The sequence below is a fragment of the Natrinema longum genome (assembly GCF_017352095.1).
Classification (GTDB): Archaea; Halobacteriota; Halobacteria; order Halobacteriales; family Natrialbaceae; genus Natrinema; species Natrinema longum.
This window is the reverse complement of record NZ_CP071463.1, coordinates 1,706,281-1,722,918: the sequence shown is the minus strand read 5'-3', so window position 1 is coordinate 1,722,918 and position 16,638 is coordinate 1,706,281. Positions and strand designations below refer to the sequence as shown.

Annotated in this window: 19 protein-coding genes; 7 read left to right on the top strand and 12 right to left on the bottom strand. The window is 64.9% G+C overall.

The window, feature by feature from the left end; translation table 11 throughout:
• Position 1: 1 nt before the first annotated feature.
• From J0X27_RS08525 to J0X27_RS08510, 4 genes are read right to left on the bottom strand one after another with little or no spacing between them, the layout of a single operon-like run.
• Positions 2-865: a sensor domain-containing protein gene (locus tag J0X27_RS08525; protein ID WP_207271928.1), complete on the bottom strand. Its 864-nt coding sequence runs from the start codon at positions 863-865 to the stop codon at positions 2-4.
• Complete coding sequence (locus tag J0X27_RS08520; RefSeq protein WP_224214611.1) at positions 862-1,218, bottom strand: DUF7521 family protein; 357 nt, start codon at positions 1,216-1,218, stop codon at positions 862-864. Before J0X27_RS08520 ends, J0X27_RS08525 begins: the two co-directional genes overlap by 4 nt.
• Positions 1,219-1,261: 43 nt before the next feature.
• Positions 1,262-1,585: a hypothetical protein gene (locus J0X27_RS08515; RefSeq protein ID WP_207271927.1), complete on the bottom strand. Its 324-nt coding sequence runs from the start codon at positions 1,583-1,585 to the stop codon at positions 1,262-1,264.
• A 5-nt stretch (positions 1,586-1,590) separates the two neighbouring features.
• The gene (locus J0X27_RS08510) at positions 1,591-1,932 is read right to left on the bottom strand and encodes a winged helix-turn-helix domain-containing protein (RefSeq protein ID WP_207271926.1); all 342 of its coding nucleotides are present in this window, start codon (positions 1,930-1,932) and stop codon (positions 1,591-1,593) included.
• Positions 1,933-2,031: 99 nt separating this feature from the next.
• On the opposite strand from J0X27_RS08510, the gene J0X27_RS08505 reads away from it, so the two are divergent.
• From J0X27_RS08505 to J0X27_RS08495, 3 genes are all read left to right on the top strand, one after another.
• A complete protein-coding gene (locus J0X27_RS08505; RefSeq protein WP_207271925.1) occupies positions 2,032-3,024 on the top strand; it encodes an ABC transporter ATP-binding protein in 993 nt (330 codons plus the stop codon).
• Positions 3,021-3,896, top strand: coding sequence for an ABC transporter permease (locus tag J0X27_RS08500; RefSeq protein ID WP_207271924.1), 876 nt, complete (start codon positions 3,021-3,023; stop codon positions 3,894-3,896). The genes J0X27_RS08505 and J0X27_RS08500 overlap by 4 nt, the downstream gene beginning before the upstream one ends.
• Before the next feature lie 254 nt (positions 3,897-4,150).
• Positions 4,151-5,662 carry an aldehyde dehydrogenase family protein gene (locus J0X27_RS08495; RefSeq protein ID WP_207271923.1) on the top strand — a complete coding sequence of 504 codons (1,512 nt, stop codon included), beginning with the start codon at positions 4,151-4,153 and terminating at the stop codon, positions 5,660-5,662.
• A 74-nt stretch (positions 5,663-5,736) separates the two neighbouring features.
• Here J0X27_RS08495 and J0X27_RS08490 read toward each other — a convergent pair whose 3' ends face one another.
• On the bottom strand, positions 5,737-6,372 hold the full coding sequence (locus J0X27_RS08490; RefSeq protein ID WP_207271922.1) for a 4-vinyl reductase: 636 nt from the start codon (positions 6,370-6,372) through the stop codon (positions 5,737-5,739).
• Between the two features lie 360 nt (positions 6,373-6,732).
• Between J0X27_RS08490 and J0X27_RS08485 the strand changes: the two genes are divergently transcribed.
• Positions 6,733-7,161: a 30S ribosomal protein S12 gene (locus tag J0X27_RS08485; protein ID WP_004267302.1), complete on the top strand. Its 429-nt coding sequence runs from the start codon at positions 6,733-6,735 to the stop codon at positions 7,159-7,161.
• Positions 7,162-7,163: 2 nt separating this feature from the next.
• The gene (locus tag J0X27_RS08480) at positions 7,164-7,772 is read left to right on the top strand and encodes a 30S ribosomal protein S7 (protein WP_207271921.1); all 609 of its coding nucleotides are present in this window, start codon (positions 7,164-7,166) and stop codon (positions 7,770-7,772) included.
• A gap of 124 nt (positions 7,773-7,896) precedes the next feature.
• Here the strand turns inward: J0X27_RS08480 and J0X27_RS08475 are convergent, their stop codons facing one another.
• Positions 7,897-8,652 (bottom strand): DUF5781 family protein, encoded by a 756-nt coding sequence (locus tag J0X27_RS08475; RefSeq protein ID WP_207271920.1) that lies wholly within the window; start codon positions 8,650-8,652, stop codon positions 7,897-7,899.
• A gap of 252 nt (positions 8,653-8,904) precedes the next feature.
• On the opposite strand from J0X27_RS08475, the gene J0X27_RS08470 reads away from it, so the two are divergent.
• Complete coding sequence (locus tag J0X27_RS08470; protein WP_207271919.1) at positions 8,905-11,091, top strand: elongation factor EF-2; 2,187 nt, start codon at positions 8,905-8,907, stop codon at positions 11,089-11,091.
• Between the two features lie 139 nt (positions 11,092-11,230).
• Here the strand turns inward: J0X27_RS08470 and J0X27_RS08465 are convergent, their stop codons facing one another.
• Together J0X27_RS08465 and serS are read right to left on the bottom strand one after the other, a co-directional pair.
• Positions 11,231-11,374 (bottom strand): hypothetical protein, encoded by a 144-nt coding sequence (locus J0X27_RS08465; protein ID WP_207271918.1) that lies wholly within the window; start codon positions 11,372-11,374, stop codon positions 11,231-11,233.
• A 106-nt stretch (positions 11,375-11,480) separates the two neighbouring features.
• Positions 11,481-12,860 (bottom strand): serine--tRNA ligase, encoded by a 1,380-nt coding sequence (serS, locus tag J0X27_RS08460; protein WP_207271917.1) that lies wholly within the window; start codon positions 12,858-12,860, stop codon positions 11,481-11,483.
• Positions 12,861-12,973: 113 nt separating this feature from the next.
• On the opposite strand from serS, the gene J0X27_RS08455 reads away from it, so the two are divergent.
• Entirely contained in the window at positions 12,974-14,182 is a 1,209-nt protein-coding gene (locus J0X27_RS08455) for a potassium channel family protein (RefSeq protein WP_207271916.1), read from the top strand.
• 162 nt (positions 14,183-14,344) lie between these two features.
• On the opposite strand, the gene J0X27_RS08450 is transcribed toward J0X27_RS08455, so the two are convergent.
• From J0X27_RS08450 to J0X27_RS08435, 4 genes are all read right to left on the bottom strand, one after another.
• A complete protein-coding gene (locus J0X27_RS08450; RefSeq protein WP_207271915.1) occupies positions 14,345-14,926 on the bottom strand; it encodes a magnesium transporter in 582 nt (193 codons plus the stop codon).
• Positions 14,926-15,501, bottom strand: coding sequence for a magnesium transporter (locus tag J0X27_RS08445; RefSeq protein ID WP_207271914.1), 576 nt, complete (start codon positions 15,499-15,501; stop codon positions 14,926-14,928). The genes J0X27_RS08450 and J0X27_RS08445 overlap by 1 nt, the downstream gene beginning before the upstream one ends.
• A gap of 212 nt (positions 15,502-15,713) precedes the next feature.
• Entirely contained in the window at positions 15,714-16,127 is a 414-nt protein-coding gene (gene crcB / locus J0X27_RS08440) for a fluoride efflux transporter CrcB (RefSeq protein WP_207271913.1), read from the bottom strand.
• The gene (locus tag J0X27_RS08435; RefSeq protein ID WP_207271912.1) at positions 16,124-16,531 is read right to left on the bottom strand and encodes a fluoride efflux transporter FluC; all 408 of its coding nucleotides are present in this window, start codon (positions 16,529-16,531) and stop codon (positions 16,124-16,126) included. Before J0X27_RS08435 ends, crcB begins: the two co-directional genes overlap by 4 nt.
• Between the last annotated feature and the right edge of the window lie 107 nt (positions 16,532-16,638).

The following is a 16,638-nucleotide window of genomic DNA, read 5'->3' as shown; positions in this document are numbered from 1 at the left end:
CCTATTCCGGCGGTTCGCTGAATATCGACGGTTGGGTGTCCCGAAGCAACAGCTCCGTGTACCGCGCGAACAGCCACGCGACAGCGTTGAACAGGTGGAGAACGACGAGTCCGACTAGCACGCCGATCGCCGAGAGGGCCAGCGCTTCCCCGAGCGAATCGATATAGAACGAGATCAGTTCGCCCTCGGCGAGTGAGAGGGGGACCGGAGAGACGACGTCGATGACCCAGCCGGCGTGTTGGTACGTGAGTTCGGGGACGAACTCGACCGGGCCGCCGAGGTGAATACCGACCAGTTGATTTCGGTAGTGAAGCGGCGCGGCGACCAGCACGAACGTGAACGTGACCCCGAACGCGAGGAGGAAAAACGTGGCCAACCCGAGCACGAACTTGCTACCCAGGTAGCCGACGCCTTTCCACGTCCCCCGATCGAAGACGAGCCGTCGTACCCGCTCGCGGAGCGTCGGAGCCGGGTCGGCCGTCGGGATATCGGTGTCGAGCAACCGATCGGCGAGGACTCGCTCGAGGGCGGTCAACTCGACCGAGGCGAACAGGACGACCAGGACGGTCGGAATGCCGATACACAACAGCACCAGTAGGAGGGGGATGCCGGCGATCAGCAAGGCGACGGGTTCCGTCCTCGCCATGTCGACGAGCCCGAACGTGAGGCCAGCCGGGATCGCGATGCCGGTCACGAGGACCGTGAAGTAGCCGATCCCGAGGGGAAACGCGAGCAGGAGGTACGCGACGTTGGCGTAGGTCCGTTTGCGAACGACGACGCCGACGAACCAGCGAAGCCAGCCTCGAAGGCGGTCGAGAGCGGTTCTCCCTGCGGCAAGCGGTGATGACGTCCGTGTGGATTTCATGCTGAATCAGGCCTCCTGAACGAGCGAACGATCGCGACGAGTCCGACCAGATGGCAAGCAGTGACGACGAGCAGGACGATCGCGTCCGTTACGTCCGCAACCAGATCGACCGCGTACGCGAGCACGAACGGGACGGCCGTCAGGAACGCGACGCCGATAGCCAGGAACAGCATCGGCCGACTGTCGTTGCGAGCGTAGCCCCGATAGGCCGTCCACGCCACGACCGTGCCGAGGGCGGCGCTGGCCAGTCCGGCGAAGAAGATCGTCGTCTCCTCGTCGAGCCCGAAGGCCGTCGGTGCGGCCTCGAGGACGGGGAGCGAACCGACGCCGAGGGCACCGACACCGACGGTCACTCTTCCCACCTCCGAGAGTCGGCTCGAACGGCGGCGATTCCGTTCACGGACGGCCGTAGACGGTATAGAGGATCGCCGTGAGGCCGGCGATCTCGCTGACGCTCGCGAGGACGGTCGTCGTCACCGACGACGCACCGAGCAGCGTCGGCAACAGGAACCGAAGGACCGTCGGGACCGCGGCCAGCAGCGTGATCCCGAGCGCGAGCCACAGCAGGGGCGTCCGGCGGACGTCCCGGTAGCCGTCGTAGGACCGCTTTGCGATCCAACACGCGATCACGAACGCGATAGCCTGTCCGAGGAAGACGGCGACGGCGACCGTCGTCGTTCCGCCTCCGCTTTCGACCGTTTGCAGTGGTGGTCCGAACATGTCGATCACAGGTCCTCGAACAGTCTGGTGAACCGGTCGGCGGGGTCCTCGTCGCGGCGGTACACGTCCATCTCCATCGAGCCCTCGGCGATCTCGATCGCCACGCGCTCGAGTCGCGTGCTGTAGGTCTTGTAGTGGTGTCCATCGGGATCGAGCTCCTGGTATTCGTCGAGGAACCCCTGATCCGCGAGCCGGTCGATCCGCCGGTAGATCGTCGGTGGCGAGGCGTCACAGCACTCGGTGAGTCGCTCGACGGACATGGGTTCCTCACTGGCGGCGATGAGGATACGGCGTGCATACTCGTCGTCGAGTAGGGCGAGCACTTCTCGGTCCTCATCGTCGGGCATTCGGTCGTTCGTATGACAGGAGGATATAAAAGAACCCACAGTTTCGCTGCGTGAAATCGTGGCTGGTGGTTATCCTTTCCGCTGTGGTAGGTCGTCGAGATGACCGCGATCGAGACGAGCGGCTTGACCAAGGAGTACGGCTCCCTCACGGCCGTCGACGATCTCGATCTGACCGTCGACGACGGCGAGGTGTTTGGCTTTCTGGGTCCCAACGGGGCCGGGAAGTCGACGACGATCAACATGCTACTCGATCTCACCCGCCCGACGGCTGGATCGGCGACGGTACTGGGCTACGACGCTCAGGCGGACGCCGACGCGATCAGTCCCCGGGTCGGCGTCCTCCCGGAGGGGTTCGACGTCTACCCGCGCCTGTCGGGCCGACGGCACATCGAGTTCGCCAGCAAGACGAAAGACGCCGACGACGACCCCGACGAGATCCTGCGACGCGTCGGACTTTCGGCCGAGGACGGCGCGCGGCCGGCCGGCGACTACTCCAAGGGAATGCGCCAGCGGCTCGCGACCGGTGTGGCGCTGGTCGGCGATCCCGACCTGCTGATCATGGACGAGCCTTCGACCGGGCTCGATCCCCACGGGATCCGCGAGATGCAGGACCTCGTTCGCAGCGAGGCCGAACGCGGCACGACCGTCTTCTTCTCGAGTCACATCTTGGAACACGTCGAGGCGGTCTGTGATCGGATCGGCGTGTTGGACGACGGCGAACTCGTCGCCGTCGATACGATCGACGGGCTCCGCGAGGAGCTGGGCGGCGGCGCGACGATGACGCTCACCCTCGCGGACCCCGCCGAGTGGGCTCGCGATCTCGTCACCGACCTTGAAGGGGTCGTCGACACGACGGCGTCCGGGCGAACCCTCGAACTATCGGTCGCCGATCCGGCGGCGAAGGCGAGCGCCGTCACCCAACTCGACGACGGTGGCGCGACGATTCGGGACGTGCGGATCGAGGAGGTCTCGCTCGAGTCGCTGTTTACCGCCTTGACGAACGGGGGCGAAAGCGAGCGAACGGGGGAGGCGGCGGAGTCCGGAACGAGCGATGGGGGCCCCACGGGGACGGAACCGGGGGTGGCGCAATGACCGGCCACGTTGCCACTGTCGCGCGAAAGGAGTTCGACGACGCCGGCCGCTCGAAACTCCTCTGGTCGCTGATCGGGTTGCTCGTCGGTCTCGTCGTGGTCGGCTACGTCGGGATCTGGTACACGGTCGACGACGTGACTGCGGCCGAGGCACTGAGCTTCCTCGGAACGCCGTTGCAGGTGATCATCCCGATCGCAGCACTGATCGCCGGTTACATGGCCGTCGTCGGCGAGCGTCGCTCGGGGAGTATCAAACTCCTGTTGGGACTCCCGCCCAACCGGACGGACGTCGTCTTCGGAAAGCTAGTCGGTCGCATGGGCGTCGTCGGACTCGCAATCGCGCTCGCCTTCCTCGTCTCGCTGGTCCTCGGAGCCGTTCTCTTCGGCGCGGTGCCGTTCGTCGACTGGCTGGGCTTTGGGGCCGTATCGCTGCTCTTCGGGACCACGTTCGTCGGTCTGGCCGTCGGCGTTTCCGCCGCCGTCTCTACCCGCGGCAAGTCGATGGCCATCGTCGTCGGCTTCTATATGGTGTTCGTCGCGCTGTGGGAGCTGCTCACCGCCGGCCCCTACTACCTCCTCTACGACGAGGGGCCGCCGGTCGAGGCCGAGACGTGGTACCTGGTCCTCGACCAGTTCAACCCGATCTTCGCCTACACGAACCTTGCCAGTAGCCTCGTCGAGGGATCGCTGTATCCGTTCCAGTTTCAGTACGGCCTCCAGTCGATGGAGGCATACGGGATGACCCCCGCCGAGCGCTACCCGGGTGACGCGCCGTTCTACCTTCAGGACTGGTTCGGCATCGTCGTCTTACTGGTCTGGCTGGTCGTCCCCGTCGCGATCGGCTACGTCCGGTTTCGGCGGACGGACCTCTGAGAGGGGCTGCTATTACTGGGCCCCGGCCCACACGCGAATCGGTAACGGGATCGCTCTCGCCGCGGTCGATCGATCGAACGCCGTTCGGGAACCGCTCGTCTTCCCAGCGCCGCTAACCCACGCTCCGACCGTCACTCGGCGATCGAAACGCCCGCGGAGTCGGCGAGCGACGCTCCGAAAGCGATCTCGATAGTCCACAATCGTGAATGTCAGAACCAAATGAATAAGCCGGATCCACCGGTAGATGGATTCACATGACGAATACGAATGCGGAACCCGCCGACGAGATCGCCGTCGACGAACTCGAGATCGCGCCGGAAACCGGATGGAACGCGCTGTATCTCGACGGGGAGTGGGTTCCCGCGGATGACCGTGACCTGATCGACGTCGAAAACCCCGCGACGCGGACGCGCCTGACGACGGTCCCCTCGGGGACCGAGGACGACGTCGACGAGGCGTACGCGATCGCGGATGAGGCACAGGCGGCGTGGGCGGAGCGGCCACCCCAGGAGCGCGCCAGTATCGTGTCCGAGGCCTGTCGGTTGCTGGGCGAGTACGCCGACGACCTCGCGACGTTGTTCGCGGTCGAGTGCGGCGGCGTCGAGCTGAAAGCGGATTTCGAGACCCAACTCGCACAGGGGACGATGGAGGTCGGCGCCGGGCTGGCGATGCGCGACGGCGGTCGCCGTAAGGACTCGGTTACCCCCGGGAAGGAGAATCTCCTCGTGCGCGAACCGGCCGGCGTCGTCGGCGTCATCACGCCGTGGAACTTCCCGCTGTATCTCTCCAGTCGCGTCGTCGCACCCGCCATCGCGCTCGGCAACAGCGTGGTGTTAAAACCCGACGAACACACCCCGATAACGGGCGGACTCGTCCTCGCGAAGGTCTTCGAGGAGGCCGGTCTCCCGGCGGGCGTCCTGAACGTCGTCCCCGGCTACGGTCACGAGATCGGCGACCACTTCTCGGGTCACTCGGTTCCGTCGGTGATGTCGTTTACCGGCTCTTCGGAAGTCGGACGCGGCGTCGGCCAGCGTGCCGTCGGTGCGTACACGGAACCCGCACTCGAACTGGGCGGAAACAACGCACACATCGTCCTCGAAGACGCCGACCTCGAGCGGGCGATCGACGCCGGCGCGTTCGGATCGTTCACCCATCAGGGACAGGAGTGTATTTCGATCAACCGCCATCTGGTTCACGAATCGCTGTACGACGAGTACGTGGCGGGACTGGCCGACCGCGCCGAGCAACTCCCCATCGGCGATCCCCTCGAGGAGGGGACCCTCGTCGGACCGGTCATCAACGAGAGTCAACGCGACAAGATCGTCGGCTTCCTCGAGGAGTCGGTCGAGCGCGGTGCGACGGTCGAGGCCGGCGGCGACTACGAGGGGCTGTTCGTCGAGCCGACGGTGCTGTCGGATGTCACCAGCGACATGCCGGTCGCCTGCAACGAACACTTCGGCCCGGTCGCGCCGGTCGTTCCCTTCGAAACCGACGAGGAGGCGATTCGGATCGCCAACGACACCGAATACGGGCTGTCGGGATCGGTTCACTCGGCGGATGTCGCCCGGGCGCGTGACGTGGCCGACGCGATGGAGACCGGCATGGTCCACATCAACGACCAGCCGTTGAACGACGAACCGCACGTCGCGTTCGGCGGCGTCGGCGCATCGGGAATGGGTCGGTACAACGACGAGTGGATCCTCGAGACGCTGACGACGGTGAAGTGGATCTCGGTTCAGCGCGAACCGAGAGAGTATCCGTACTGAGTCGGTCACCCCACGTTCCGGAACCGGTGCGATCGGTTCGAACGGCCCCGTCGTCGGTTACGACACGAGACCGCTCAGAGCCATTCGACGCGATACTCACAGCGGTGATCGCCGTCCGATCGACACTGATCGCCGACTTCCTCGACCTGCACGGGGTTGTCGGCGAACTTCTTCGCGACGCCCTTGATGAGTCCCTTGTCGAATTCGCACGGATAGGGGTTCTCACAGATCATCACCCCCTCGTTCGCTCCCTCCTGTCGGAACTCGTAGGAGCCGATCTCGCTGCCGCGGTGGTTCTGGTGGTAGGCCGTATCGATCGCCCGTAACGCGTTATCGACTTCGGAAAGATCCGGCGGAAATTCGACGTGCTGGGGGATGTTCTGGCCCATATTCCGCATCCTGACGTCGCCGTACTCGTCGCGCATGTCGTACAGCATGGCGAGCGGGATCTGGAGCGGATACCACTCGTCGGGTTCGATGTCCTCGAGTCCGTATTCGGCGAGTTTGAAAGAGACCTGTTTTCCCACGAACGACGAGACCGACTCGCCAGCAGCGACGTACGACAGGGGACTTCGACCGATCACTTCCGCGTCCTCGAGTGACGCCTCGAATCCGATTCGATCGTCTACTGCCTGCAGTTCATCGCTCGACTGGGACTCCTCGTCGGCGCTGCCGATGAGTCGCTTGATCCAACTGTTCAGTGTAGCCATAACGAGTACACGACATGTCCGATCTGACTAATAACTTTAGCTGCTGATCCGGTAAGATTATATACCTGGATCGATCGATCCGTCCTTCGATACAGGACTCGGGTCACGGCTCGGGGGCAGCGAATCGAACGAGGTGCCGACTGCCGGATCGTTTCGTCCGACGATACGATCGCATCGGAAGCGAACGGTCCTCGCGAACGGAAGCGCTACCGATCCGAACGCGACCGGATCCGACGCCAGCGTACGTCTCCGGCGACGAAACGCGCTGAAATCGCTTCGTTCCCCCTCGTCGTCGATTCTCGAGCCGTAACGCCGCGCGGAAACGGGTTGCTTAAGTGCCTCCGTCGGATAGCGACGCCCATGGCAAACGGCAAATACGCCGCGCGCAAGCTCAAGAAGGACCGCCAGAATCAGCGGTGGTCCGACTCTGACTACGCGCGCCGCGCCCGCGGACTTCGCGAGAAGTCCGACCCGCTCGAGGGTGCACCCCAGGCTCGCGGTATCGTACTCGAAAAGGTCGGCATCGAAGCCAAACAGCCCAACTCGGCGATCCGAAAGTGCGTCCGAGTGCAGCTGATCAAGAACGGCAAGCAGGTCACCGCCTTCTGTCCCGGTGACGGCGCTATTTCGTTCATCGACGAACACGACGAAGTCACCATCGCCGGGATCGGTGGGGCGAAGGGTCGTGCGATGGGCGACCTCTCCGGTGTCAACTACAAGGTCGACAAGGTCAACGGCGTCGCACTGAAAGAACTCGTTCGCGGGAACGCGGAAAAACCGGTGCGATAACCATGGCGGCAGAAGATCAACCGGATCCGGACGCCCCGGCCGGTGGCGCAGACGTGTCGGCGAAGCTGTTCGGAACGTGGGAGCTCGGCGAACTCGAGTACGCCGACCCCTCGACCGAGCGCTACATCACGGTGACCCCCGTCGCCCACACCGCGGGTCGTCACGCCGGCAAGCAGTTCAAGAAGTCCCAGATCTCCATCGTCGAGCGGTTCATCAACCGCCTGATGCAGACCGAGGAGAACACGGGTAAGAAACAGCAGTCGCTCAACCACGTCCGTGACGCGTTCGAGATCATCCACGAGCGCACCGAGGAGAACCCGATTCAGGTGCTCGTCACGGCCGTCGAGAACGCGGCTCCCCGAGAGGAGACCGTCCGCCTGAAATACGGTGGTATCTCGGTCCCGAAGGCCGTCGACGTGGCCCCGCAGCGACGGGTCGACCAGGCGCTGAAGTTCCTCGCCGAGGGCGTCTACAACGACTCGTTCAAGACGACGACCGACGTCGAGGAGGCCATCGCCAGCCAGCTCATCGGCGCGTCCAACTACGACGTCCAGACCTACGCGGTCAGTCAGAAAGAAGAGAAAGAGCGCGTCGCGGCAGCCGCACGCTAACGCGAGTTCGTCGATTTTTCTCCGGTATCGGATCGCTCTCCACCGAGCGCCGCTCGGGTATCGTCGCCCGCTCCGTCCGTTCGGCTCGAACGGCGCGTGTCCGACAGCCGGCTGTTTTCCCGTCTCAGTCGGCAGCACGTCCCTCGCTGCCGACGTACGAGCGGGTCGCGTCCACGAGGACCTGCCGGTAGGTGCTCGTATCGGGTTCCCGCACGAGCTCCCGGAATCGGTGTTTGAACCCCTCGAAGTCGATTTCGGGGGCGTCCATCGCGGCCGCGTGTGCGAGGTCGTACAAGCGGTGGTCCTCGTCGACGAGGTCGTGTCGTTCCGCGAGCGCCAACGCGAACGCCGCGTTGACGGCCGTGATCTCCGGATCGGCGCTCGCGGAGAGCCGCTCGAAGCCCGGTCGCGGCGGCGTCCCCGGGCGGTCGGCGACTGCCGTCGCGAGACTCGACTCGAGGAACGCGAGCAGTTTCTCGCCGGGGCCGACCGAGAGCGTGATGTCGTCGGCGTAGATGTCTTTCATGTGATTCGCGATCTGGTAACAGTGTGAGAGCTTGCGGCGCTCGACGCTTTTGCCCGCCAGCGCGAGATAGAGGACTTCTTCGGTCGACTGGGTGTGGGAGGGGTGTTGCTGTTCGTGGCGGGCCATGTGGGCGAACTCGTGGAGGGCGAGTTCGCGCGCCATCGCCGAGGAGGCGGCCTGTTTCGAGATGTTGAGGACGTGACGGTCGTCGTAGTGGGCGGCCCAGGTCCGTTCGTCGGGGTCGTCCCGGAGCTGGACGTGGACCGGCAAGGAGAGCTCCTGTTCGGTTTCGAAGAGATCGCGGGCACTGAGAAACGGTGCGGTCGGGCCCGATCCCTGGACGCGTATATCCATGTGTGATCTTAGCAAGGGGCCGACGGAATTTGACTCTTTTGTGCGGTCGTCCGGGGGACGTTCGCGTGTCCCCGCTGGTACCGGTTCCGTCGAACGGCGCTCGAGGGCCGTCGATCGAATCGGATGGCCCCATTATGAGACGGATTCACTCACTCAAATTGGATATTTCACCGTTCGTGACGGGAAACACGACGAAATCCGGCGGGGACGAAACACTACCCTTTTGACCCCGCTGGCGGTATTGGGGGATATATGGGCCGACGCAAGAAGATCGTACAGGAGTGTGAACGGCTGATGGACGACCCGGAGAACATCCGGAACATCGCCATCGCCGCTCACGTCGACCACGGGAAAACGACGCTGACAGACAATCTGCTGGCAGGTGCCGGCATGATCTCCGACGAGACTGCCGGCGAGCAGCTCGCGATGGACACCGAGGAAGACGAGCAGGAACGCGGGATCACCATCGACGCGGCCAACGTTTCGATGACCCACGAGTACGAGGATCAGAACCACCTGATCAACCTCATCGACACGCCGGGCCACGTCGACTTCGGTGGCGACGTGACTCGAGCGATGCGCGCCGTCGACGGTGCGCTCGTCGTCGTCGACGCCGTCGAAGGGGCGATGCCCCAGACCGAGACGGTGCTTCGTCAGGCGCTCCGAGAGGGCGTCAAGCCGACCCTGTTCATCAACAAGGTCGACCGCCTCATCTCCGAGCTCCAGGAGGGGCCCGAGGAGATGCAGGAGCGACTCCTCGCGGTCATCCGCGACGTCAACGAACTCATCCGCGGGATGACCGAGGACATGGACGACATCGACGACTGGACCGTCTCCGTCGAAGAAGGCACCGTCGGCTTCGGCTCCGCCCTCTACAAGTGGGGCGTCTCCATGCCGTCGATGCAGCGTACCGGCATGGACTTCGGCGAGATCATGGAACTCGAGCGCTCCGACAAGCGCCAGGAGCTCCACGAGCGGACGCCGCTGTCGGACGTCGTGCTCGACATGGTCTGTGAGCACTTCCCGAACCCGATCAACGCCCAGCCGCGCCGTATCCCCCGCGTCTGGCGTGGCGACGACCAGTCCGAGATCGCCGAACAGATGCGGCTGGTCGACGAGGACGGCGAAGTCGTCCTGATGGTCACCGACATCGCGATGGACCCCCACGCGGGCGAAGTCGCCAGTGGCCGCGTCTTCTCGGGCACCCTCGAGAAGGGCCAGGAGCTGTACGTCTCCGGGACTGCGGGCAAGAACCGCATCCAGTCCGTCGGCGTCTACATGGGCGGGGAACGCGAGGAGGTCGACGAGGTTCCCGCCGGGAACATCGCCGCCGTCACCGGTCTCAAGGACGCGATCGCGGGCTCGACCGTCTCGAGCGTCGAGATGACGCCCTTCGAGTCGATCGAACACATCTCCGAGCCGGTCATCACGAAGTCCGTCGAGGCGAAGAACATGGACGACCTGCCGAAGCTGATCGAGACGCTTCGACAGGTCTCCAAGGAGGACCCGACGATCCAGATCGAGATCAACGAGGAGACGGGCGAACACCTGATCTCCGGGCAGGGTGAGCTCCACCTCGAGGTCATCACCCAGCGTATCGAGAAGAACCAGGGGATCCCGGTCAACACTGGCGAACCGATCGTCGTCTACCGCGAACAGCCCCAGCGCGCGAGCGATCAGGTCGAGGGAATCTCGCCCAACCGCCACAACCGCTTCTACATCTCCATCGAACCGATGGCCGACGAGATCGTCGAGACGATCCAGCTCGGCGAGGCCTCGATGGACATGCCCGAGCAGGACCGTCGTGAAGCCCTGCAGGACGCCGGTATGGACAAGGACACGTCCCAGAACGTCGAGCACATGCACGGGACGAACATCCTGATCGACGACACGAAGGGGATCCAGCACCTCAACGAGACGATGGAACTCGTCATCGAGGGGCTCGAGGAGGCCCTCGACAACGGTCCGCTGGCCAACGAGCCGGTCCAGGGATCGCTCATTCGCCTGCACGACGCACGACTCCACGAGGACACCATCCACCGCGGTCCGGCACAGGTCATTCCCGCGACCCGCGAGGCCGTCCACAAGGCGCTGATCGACGGCCAGATCAAGATGCTCGAGCCGATGCAGGACGTCCGCATCGACGTGCCCAACGACCACATGGGCGCAGCCTCGGGCGAGATTCAGGGCCGCCGTGGCCGCGTCGACGACATGTACCAGGAAGGCGATCTGATGGTCGTCGAGGGCATCGCGCCCGTCGGCGAGATGATCGGCTTCGCGAGTGACATTCGCTCCGCGACCGAGGGCCGTGCCTCCTGGAACACCGAGAACGCCGGCTTCGAGGTCATGTCCGATTCCCTCCAGCGCGACAAGATCATGGAGATCCGCGAGCGCAAGGGCATGAAACTCGAGTTGCCGCCGAGCATCGACTACATATAACTCGCTGCTGACTCGCTTTCCGATCGCTCTCTATTCGTTCGAATCGGGCTCTCGAGAGCCCCAACTCTCGGTTCTCCGAGCTGGGCCGTCTCCTCCCGCCGGTGGCTCATTCGTCCAGAAACGACGACACCCCGCGTCGTTACGCTGTCAGGATCTTTACGTAGAGCGGAACCATCACCAGCGCAGCCAGCAACGCGAGTAACCACGAAAACAGGAACATCCCGAGGACGATCAGTATTCCGACGACGGATGCGATTACTTTCTGGTGGATACTGATGTGCATACGTATCAGTGCTGTCTCCGGAGTATAGTTTTTCCGCTGTCAGAACGGTGACCGTCGATCACGGCCCTCGCCGTGACATCGCGTTACGCGTCGACCGAAGCGGCGCTCACTCTCGCTCGCCTGCACCCACCGCGCTCTCGCCGACCTTCTCGTGGCCCTCGATGACCTCTTTCCCGCCCATGTACGGCCGCAGGGGCTCGGGGATCGTCACCGTGCCGTCCTCGTTCTGGTAGTACTCGAGGATGGCGACCATGACCCGGGGAATCGCGAGCCCGGAGGCGTTCAGGGTGTGTAGATACTCGGCCGATTCGTGGCGCTCGGGCCGGTAACGCAGGCCGGCGCGGCGGGCCTGGAAGTCCTCGAAGTTCGACGCGCTCGAGACCTCGAGCCAGCGGCCACCCTCGTCGGGGCCGTCGTCCATGTCGTCGCCGGGGGCCCAGACCTCGATGTCGTAGGTCTTGGCGCTGGCGAAGGTCAGGTCGCCGGTACAGAGATCGAGGATTCGGTAGGGGAGTTCGAGCCGTTTGAGAACTTCTTCGGCTTCCCCGAGGAGTTCCTCGAGGCGGTCGTAGCTCTCCTCGGGTTCGACGAAGTTGACGAGTTCGACCTTGTTGAACTGGTGGACGCGGACGATGCCCCGCGTTTCGGTGCCGTGCTCGCCGGCCTCACGGCGGAAGTTCGGGGTGTAGGCCTGGTGTTTCAGCGGGAGGTCGTCGTCCAGCAGGATCTCGCCGGCGTACATGTTGGTGACGGGGACCTCCGCGGTGGGACAGAGCCAGAGGTCGTCGTCCTCGTACGCTTCCTCGTTGCTCCCGCCCAGCCGGTAGGCGTCGTCGGCGAACTTCGGGAGCTGGCCGGTGCCCCGCATGGACGTGCTCTTGACTGGAACCGGCGGGAAGACGTCGACGTACCCCTGCTCGCGGTGGACGTCCATCATGAACTGGATCAGGGCGTGTTCGAGCTGTGCGCCCTCGCCTTTGAGGAAATAGAAGCCGGCACCGGTCGTCTTGGCGGCCCGTTCCTCGTCGATGATGTCCAGTTCCTCGCCGAGTTCGTAGTGGGGGGTGACCTCGTCGGGGAGGTCGTGGGGTTCGTCGAAACCCCACCGTCGGTCCTCGACGTTGTGGCGTTCGTCGACGCCCAGCGGAACGCTCTCGTGGGGGAGCTGTGGGATCTCGAACAGCCGTTCCCGGAGTTCGTCCTCGAGGGCTGTGCCCTCTTCCTCGATTTCCTCGATCTCGGCTTTGAGTTCCCGCGAGCGCTCGAGGGCTTCCTCGCGCTCCTCGTCTTTCCCTTCGGCGACGAGTTCGCCGATCTTTTTCGAGACCTGATTACGGTCGTGGCGCAGGTCGTCGCCGCGGGCTTTCAGCTCCCGCCAGCGTTCGTCGAGTTCGAGGAACTCGTCGATATCGACGTCAGCCCCACGGTCGTCGAGGGCCTCGCGTACCTCGTCGGGGTTCTCGCGCAGATAGGTCCGGTCGAGCATTGATCGTGCGTTCTTCGCGCCCGGGCAAAACCGTGTCGGAAGGGCGTCCGCCGGGCGCACCGCAACCGGCCGGCGGGAAACGCTTTTTTGGTCGGCGGGTCGACTCTCGAGGTATGGACCCGCTCGAGGGCGAGGCATCGTCGGCCCCGATCGAGTACGAGCCCGTCAGCGTCAAGGACGTGCTCGTCGAGATGAAAGACACCGCCGAGCTGTTGATCGACCTCTCGTACTCGGCCGTGCTCCACCGGAGCGAGCCACTGGCGACGGAGGTCCTCCGACTCGAAGAGCGGATGAACGTCCTCGAGCTTCGCGCGCGAATGAGCCTCCTGATGGCCGCCCGGAAGCCGGCCGACGCGGAACAGCTCGCCCCCGTGCTGGGGATCGTCGGGGCCGCGGACGCGATCAGCGACGCCGCAGGCGACATCGCGAAGATCGTCCTCGAGGATATGGGCCTGCCGGAGGCGATGCGGGCCGCACTCCCCGACGCCGCCGAAGCGCTCCTGCGGGGCGTCGTCGCGGCGGACTCCCCCTACGCCGGGCGAACGCTCGAGGACATCGATCTCGAGTCCGAGACCGGCGTGCGCGTGATCGCGCTTCGGCGGGGCAGCGACTGGCTGCTCAATCCCGGCCCGACGACCCGCGTCGAGGCCGACGATGTCGCACTCCTCCGGGGCCCCGACGCGGCGATCGGCGGCGTCTGCGAGACGATGACCGGCGAGGTCTACGAGGCACCGATCGCCGAGACGCCCGACATCGACGACCTCGAGCGGGCCGTGGACACGATCATCCACATGAAGGATTTCTCCGAGCTGGCGGTCGATCTGGCCTACAGCAGCGTCCTCTTCGACAGCGAGGAACTCGCCGAAGAGGTCCGCAATCTCGAGGTCGAGGTCGACGCGATGCAGTCGCGCTTCGAGGCCTGGACGCTCCGGGCGGCCGCCGACGCGCCGGATCCGGTCTCCCTGCGTGGACTGATCCAGTTGGGGAACTGTACGGAGCGGATCAGCGACGCCGCGATCGAGATCAGCGAGGGCGTCCTCCGGGATATCGACGTCCACCCGGTCGTACAGGTCGCCGTTCAGGAGAGCGACGAGATCATCACCCGCGTCGAGGTCACCGAGGGGAGCGATCTCGACGGTACCGACGTGACTGCGGGGGTTCCCGACGCCGAGTCGACGATGTCGGTGATCGCCATCCGCCGGCCGGACGAAGGGTGGCTGCTGGTCGCCGACGCCGACGCCGAACTGCGCGGCGGCGACGTGCTCATCTCGAAGGGGACTCGAACGGCCGCGGCGGCGTTTCGGGAACTCGCGTCGGCGTAACGCGGGCCGTCGACGACTGCCCGCTGCGGCTCCGCTTTAAGTGGTTCCCGTCACAAGGTGAAGATACGACGGGAGAACGTCCCTTCTCGAGCCATCTACTGCCCGCGAGACGCGAGTCGCTTCGCTTGGACCGTCGCCTCGTGCGTGTCCCAGCGGCCGGTCTCAGTTCAGGACGACGATCGCGATCCCAGAGAGGACGATCACGCCGAGGATGTCACAGAGGTTTGTCACGACCGGAATCGTCGTGTCGTCGGGATCGAGCCCCTGCGTGTAGGAGACGTAGGTCGCGGCGATACTGAGGACGATCGCGATCACGGCGAGCAGCATGCCGCTGATGACCGAGATGAGCAGGAGGTCAGTAAGTGCCATCGGTGCCGCGATGAGGTGGCCGACCAGCCAGGCAGTGATGCCAAGCGCCGTGAAGATCGTCGCTGCCAGTCCCAGGATCGCCAGGATGTTCGTCCAGAGAACGTCGTCTCGAGGATCGAACTCGAGGAGCCCCAGGTGGAGCCGCGTCGAGAGCCGCGAGGAGAGGATCGCGCCGAGGTTGCCGCCCATCCCGATCATCACCGGGACGAGCACCAGCAACGTGGGGTTCGTGAGGTAGGTCTCCTCGAGTTCCTCGAGGACGTACCCGGATCCCATCTCGAGCATCGAGAGGACGAGCAGGATGGGAAACATCGTGGCGACGATGCTGCGAATCGCCCAGGTGTCGGTCGGTTCGTCGGGACCGGTGGCCGCCATTAGAAGATCCCTCCCACGACGGTGATGGCGACGAACAGGAAGACGACGCCGAAGACGTCGCCGAGCGTGGTAACGATCGGTCCGATCAGGTTATCGGGGTCGAGCCCGCGCTCGTAGCTCGCAAAGACCAGCGCCAGCAAGCCGAAGATCAGCGTCGTCGAGGTCAGGACGCCCGAGATCAGCATGATACCGACGAGTTCGATCAACCCAGCGGAGTCTCGTCCCAGCACCCACAGGATGGCCCACGAGAGGACGCCGATGAACACCGAGATGCCGATCCCGTTGATGAAGGAGGCGGCGACGGCGTTGACCAGCCGCCGATTCCACGAGAACGACGGATCGATCATCCCCTGGTGGAGCCCACTCGAGATCCGCGCCCCCATCGCGCCGTAGACGTTCCCGCGGGTCGCGAGGAAGGCCGGGAGTAACAACAACAGCCCCGGAAACCGTTCGAACCCTTCGGTCATTCCCTCGGAGCCGAGTACTGACCCTGCGAAAATCCCACCAGCGAGGCTGACGATAAGAATCGGGAGTGACTCGCGGTAGATTTGCCACGCGTCTCGGCGAGCCTCCATGGCGGCGAATGACGGAGTCCAACCATAAACCTACCGTGGATCGAACGCGATCGAATCGCTCGAGACCGTGTGGGTCGGTACCACTTCTGAACGATCGCTAACGGATGCGCTTCCGTTTGCCGGTCGGTTTTCAACCGGGCTGTTGTTGCCGGGTCCCGGTCCACCCCACTGCGGGTCGCGGCTGGGCCGGCACTGACCGACAGTCGGCCGTCTCAGACGGGGGCGACGGCGACGACCCCCCACGCGAGGGCGATCGCCGAGAGCGACCCGGCGAGATTGGCCGTGGCGTTGCCGATCGCACGGACGCGGTCGCCGCGCTCGTACAGCCGAACCGTTTCGACGGAGAACGAGGAGAACGTGGTGAACGACCCACAGATGCCGGTTCCGACGAGCCGGAGCGTCGATTCACTCACACCGGCAAAGACGGCGAGGCCGAAGAGGAAGCTGCCGACGACGTTGACCACGAACGTCGAGAGGGGCAGGCGGTCGTTCGGGACCCGTCCGGCGATTCGCTGGCCGACCCAGTACCGGAGGATCGCGCCGATCGCGCCGCCAGTGCCGACGACGTGGGCCGGTTCGGGATCGAGGGTGACGAGCGCCGTGAGGACCGTTCCGACCGGACTCATGTTGGCTCACCACCTGCCAAGTGCGGGCCCGCGATTCGGCGCGCGATCCCTCGTCCCACGAGCACGCCGGCGGCTCCGAGTCCGTAGTTGGCGGCGACGATTCCCACCACCGCGAGCGGACTCGAGGCGAGCGCGGTCTGGAGCGCGAACGTGCTGTAGGTCGTCAGCGAGGAGAGAAACCCCGTCGTGAAGACGAGCCGGGTTCGGGACGTGAGATGACCCGTATACTCCGCCTCGTACACCAGCACGGCGAGGACGGCGCTCCCCACGGCGTTGACGATGACGATCGACGGCACGTCCGGGAACTGCCCCATCGCGAAGAACCGGAGGTTCGAGCCGGCGAAGCCGCCGACGGCGATCAATGCGAGCGTCTCGAGTCGAACGAGAGGGTGAGCGTCTGTCATGGCGGTGTTCGGCGGGAGCGTCGGCCGATCGACGCGTGACACGTGTTGCGTCGACCGGGGACGTGAGCCGGCACGACCCGCTTGGCGGGTGGATCGGGCGGCCCCCA

Bases quoted from the DNA above. Each gene is read 5' to 3' on its own strand.
- J0X27_RS08525 (WP_207271928.1), bottom strand. From the start codon at position 865: ATGAAATCCACACGGACGTCATCACCGCTTGCCGCAGGGAGAACCGCT.
- J0X27_RS08515 (WP_207271927.1), bottom strand. From the start codon at position 1,585: ATGTTCGGACCACCACTGCAAACGGTCGAAAGCGGAGGCGGAACGACG.
- J0X27_RS08510 (WP_207271926.1), bottom strand. From the start codon at position 1,932: ATGCCCGACGATGAGGACCGAGAAGTGCTCGCCCTACTCGACGACGAG.
- J0X27_RS08505 (WP_207271925.1), top strand. From the start codon at position 2,032: ATGACCGCGATCGAGACGAGCGGCTTGACCAAGGAGTACGGCTCCCTC.
- J0X27_RS08500 (WP_207271924.1), top strand. From the start codon at position 3,021: ATGACCGGCCACGTTGCCACTGTCGCGCGAAAGGAGTTCGACGACGCC.
- J0X27_RS08495 (WP_207271923.1), top strand. From the start codon at position 4,151: ATGACGAATACGAATGCGGAACCCGCCGACGAGATCGCCGTCGACGAA.
- J0X27_RS08490 (WP_207271922.1), bottom strand. From the start codon at position 6,372: ATGGCTACACTGAACAGTTGGATCAAGCGACTCATCGGCAGCGCCGAC.
- J0X27_RS08485 (WP_004267302.1), top strand. From the start codon at position 6,733: ATGGCAAACGGCAAATACGCCGCGCGCAAGCTCAAGAAGGACCGCCAG.
- J0X27_RS08480 (WP_207271921.1), top strand. From the start codon at position 7,164: ATGGCGGCAGAAGATCAACCGGATCCGGACGCCCCGGCCGGTGGCGCA.
- J0X27_RS08475 (WP_207271920.1), bottom strand. From the start codon at position 8,652: ATGGATATACGCGTCCAGGGATCGGGCCCGACCGCACCGTTTCTCAGT.
- J0X27_RS08470 (WP_207271919.1), top strand. From the start codon at position 8,905: ATGGGCCGACGCAAGAAGATCGTACAGGAGTGTGAACGGCTGATGGAC.
- J0X27_RS08465 (WP_207271918.1), bottom strand. From the start codon at position 11,374: ATGCACATCAGTATCCACCAGAAAGTAATCGCATCCGTCGTCGGAATA.
- serS (WP_207271917.1), bottom strand. From the start codon at position 12,860: ATGCTCGACCGGACCTATCTGCGCGAGAACCCCGACGAGGTACGCGAG.
- J0X27_RS08455 (WP_207271916.1), top strand. From the start codon at position 12,974: ATGGACCCGCTCGAGGGCGAGGCATCGTCGGCCCCGATCGAGTACGAG.
- J0X27_RS08450 (WP_207271915.1), bottom strand. From the start codon at position 14,926: ATGGCGGCCACCGGTCCCGACGAACCGACCGACACCTGGGCGATTCGC.
- J0X27_RS08445 (WP_207271914.1), bottom strand. From the start codon at position 15,501: ATGGAGGCTCGCCGAGACGCGTGGCAAATCTACCGCGAGTCACTCCCG.
- crcB (WP_207271913.1), bottom strand. From the start codon at position 16,127: ATGAGTCCGGTCGGAACGGTCCTCACGGCGCTCGTCACCCTCGATCCC.
- J0X27_RS08435 (WP_207271912.1), bottom strand. From the start codon at position 16,531: ATGACAGACGCTCACCCTCTCGTTCGACTCGAGACGCTCGCATTGATC.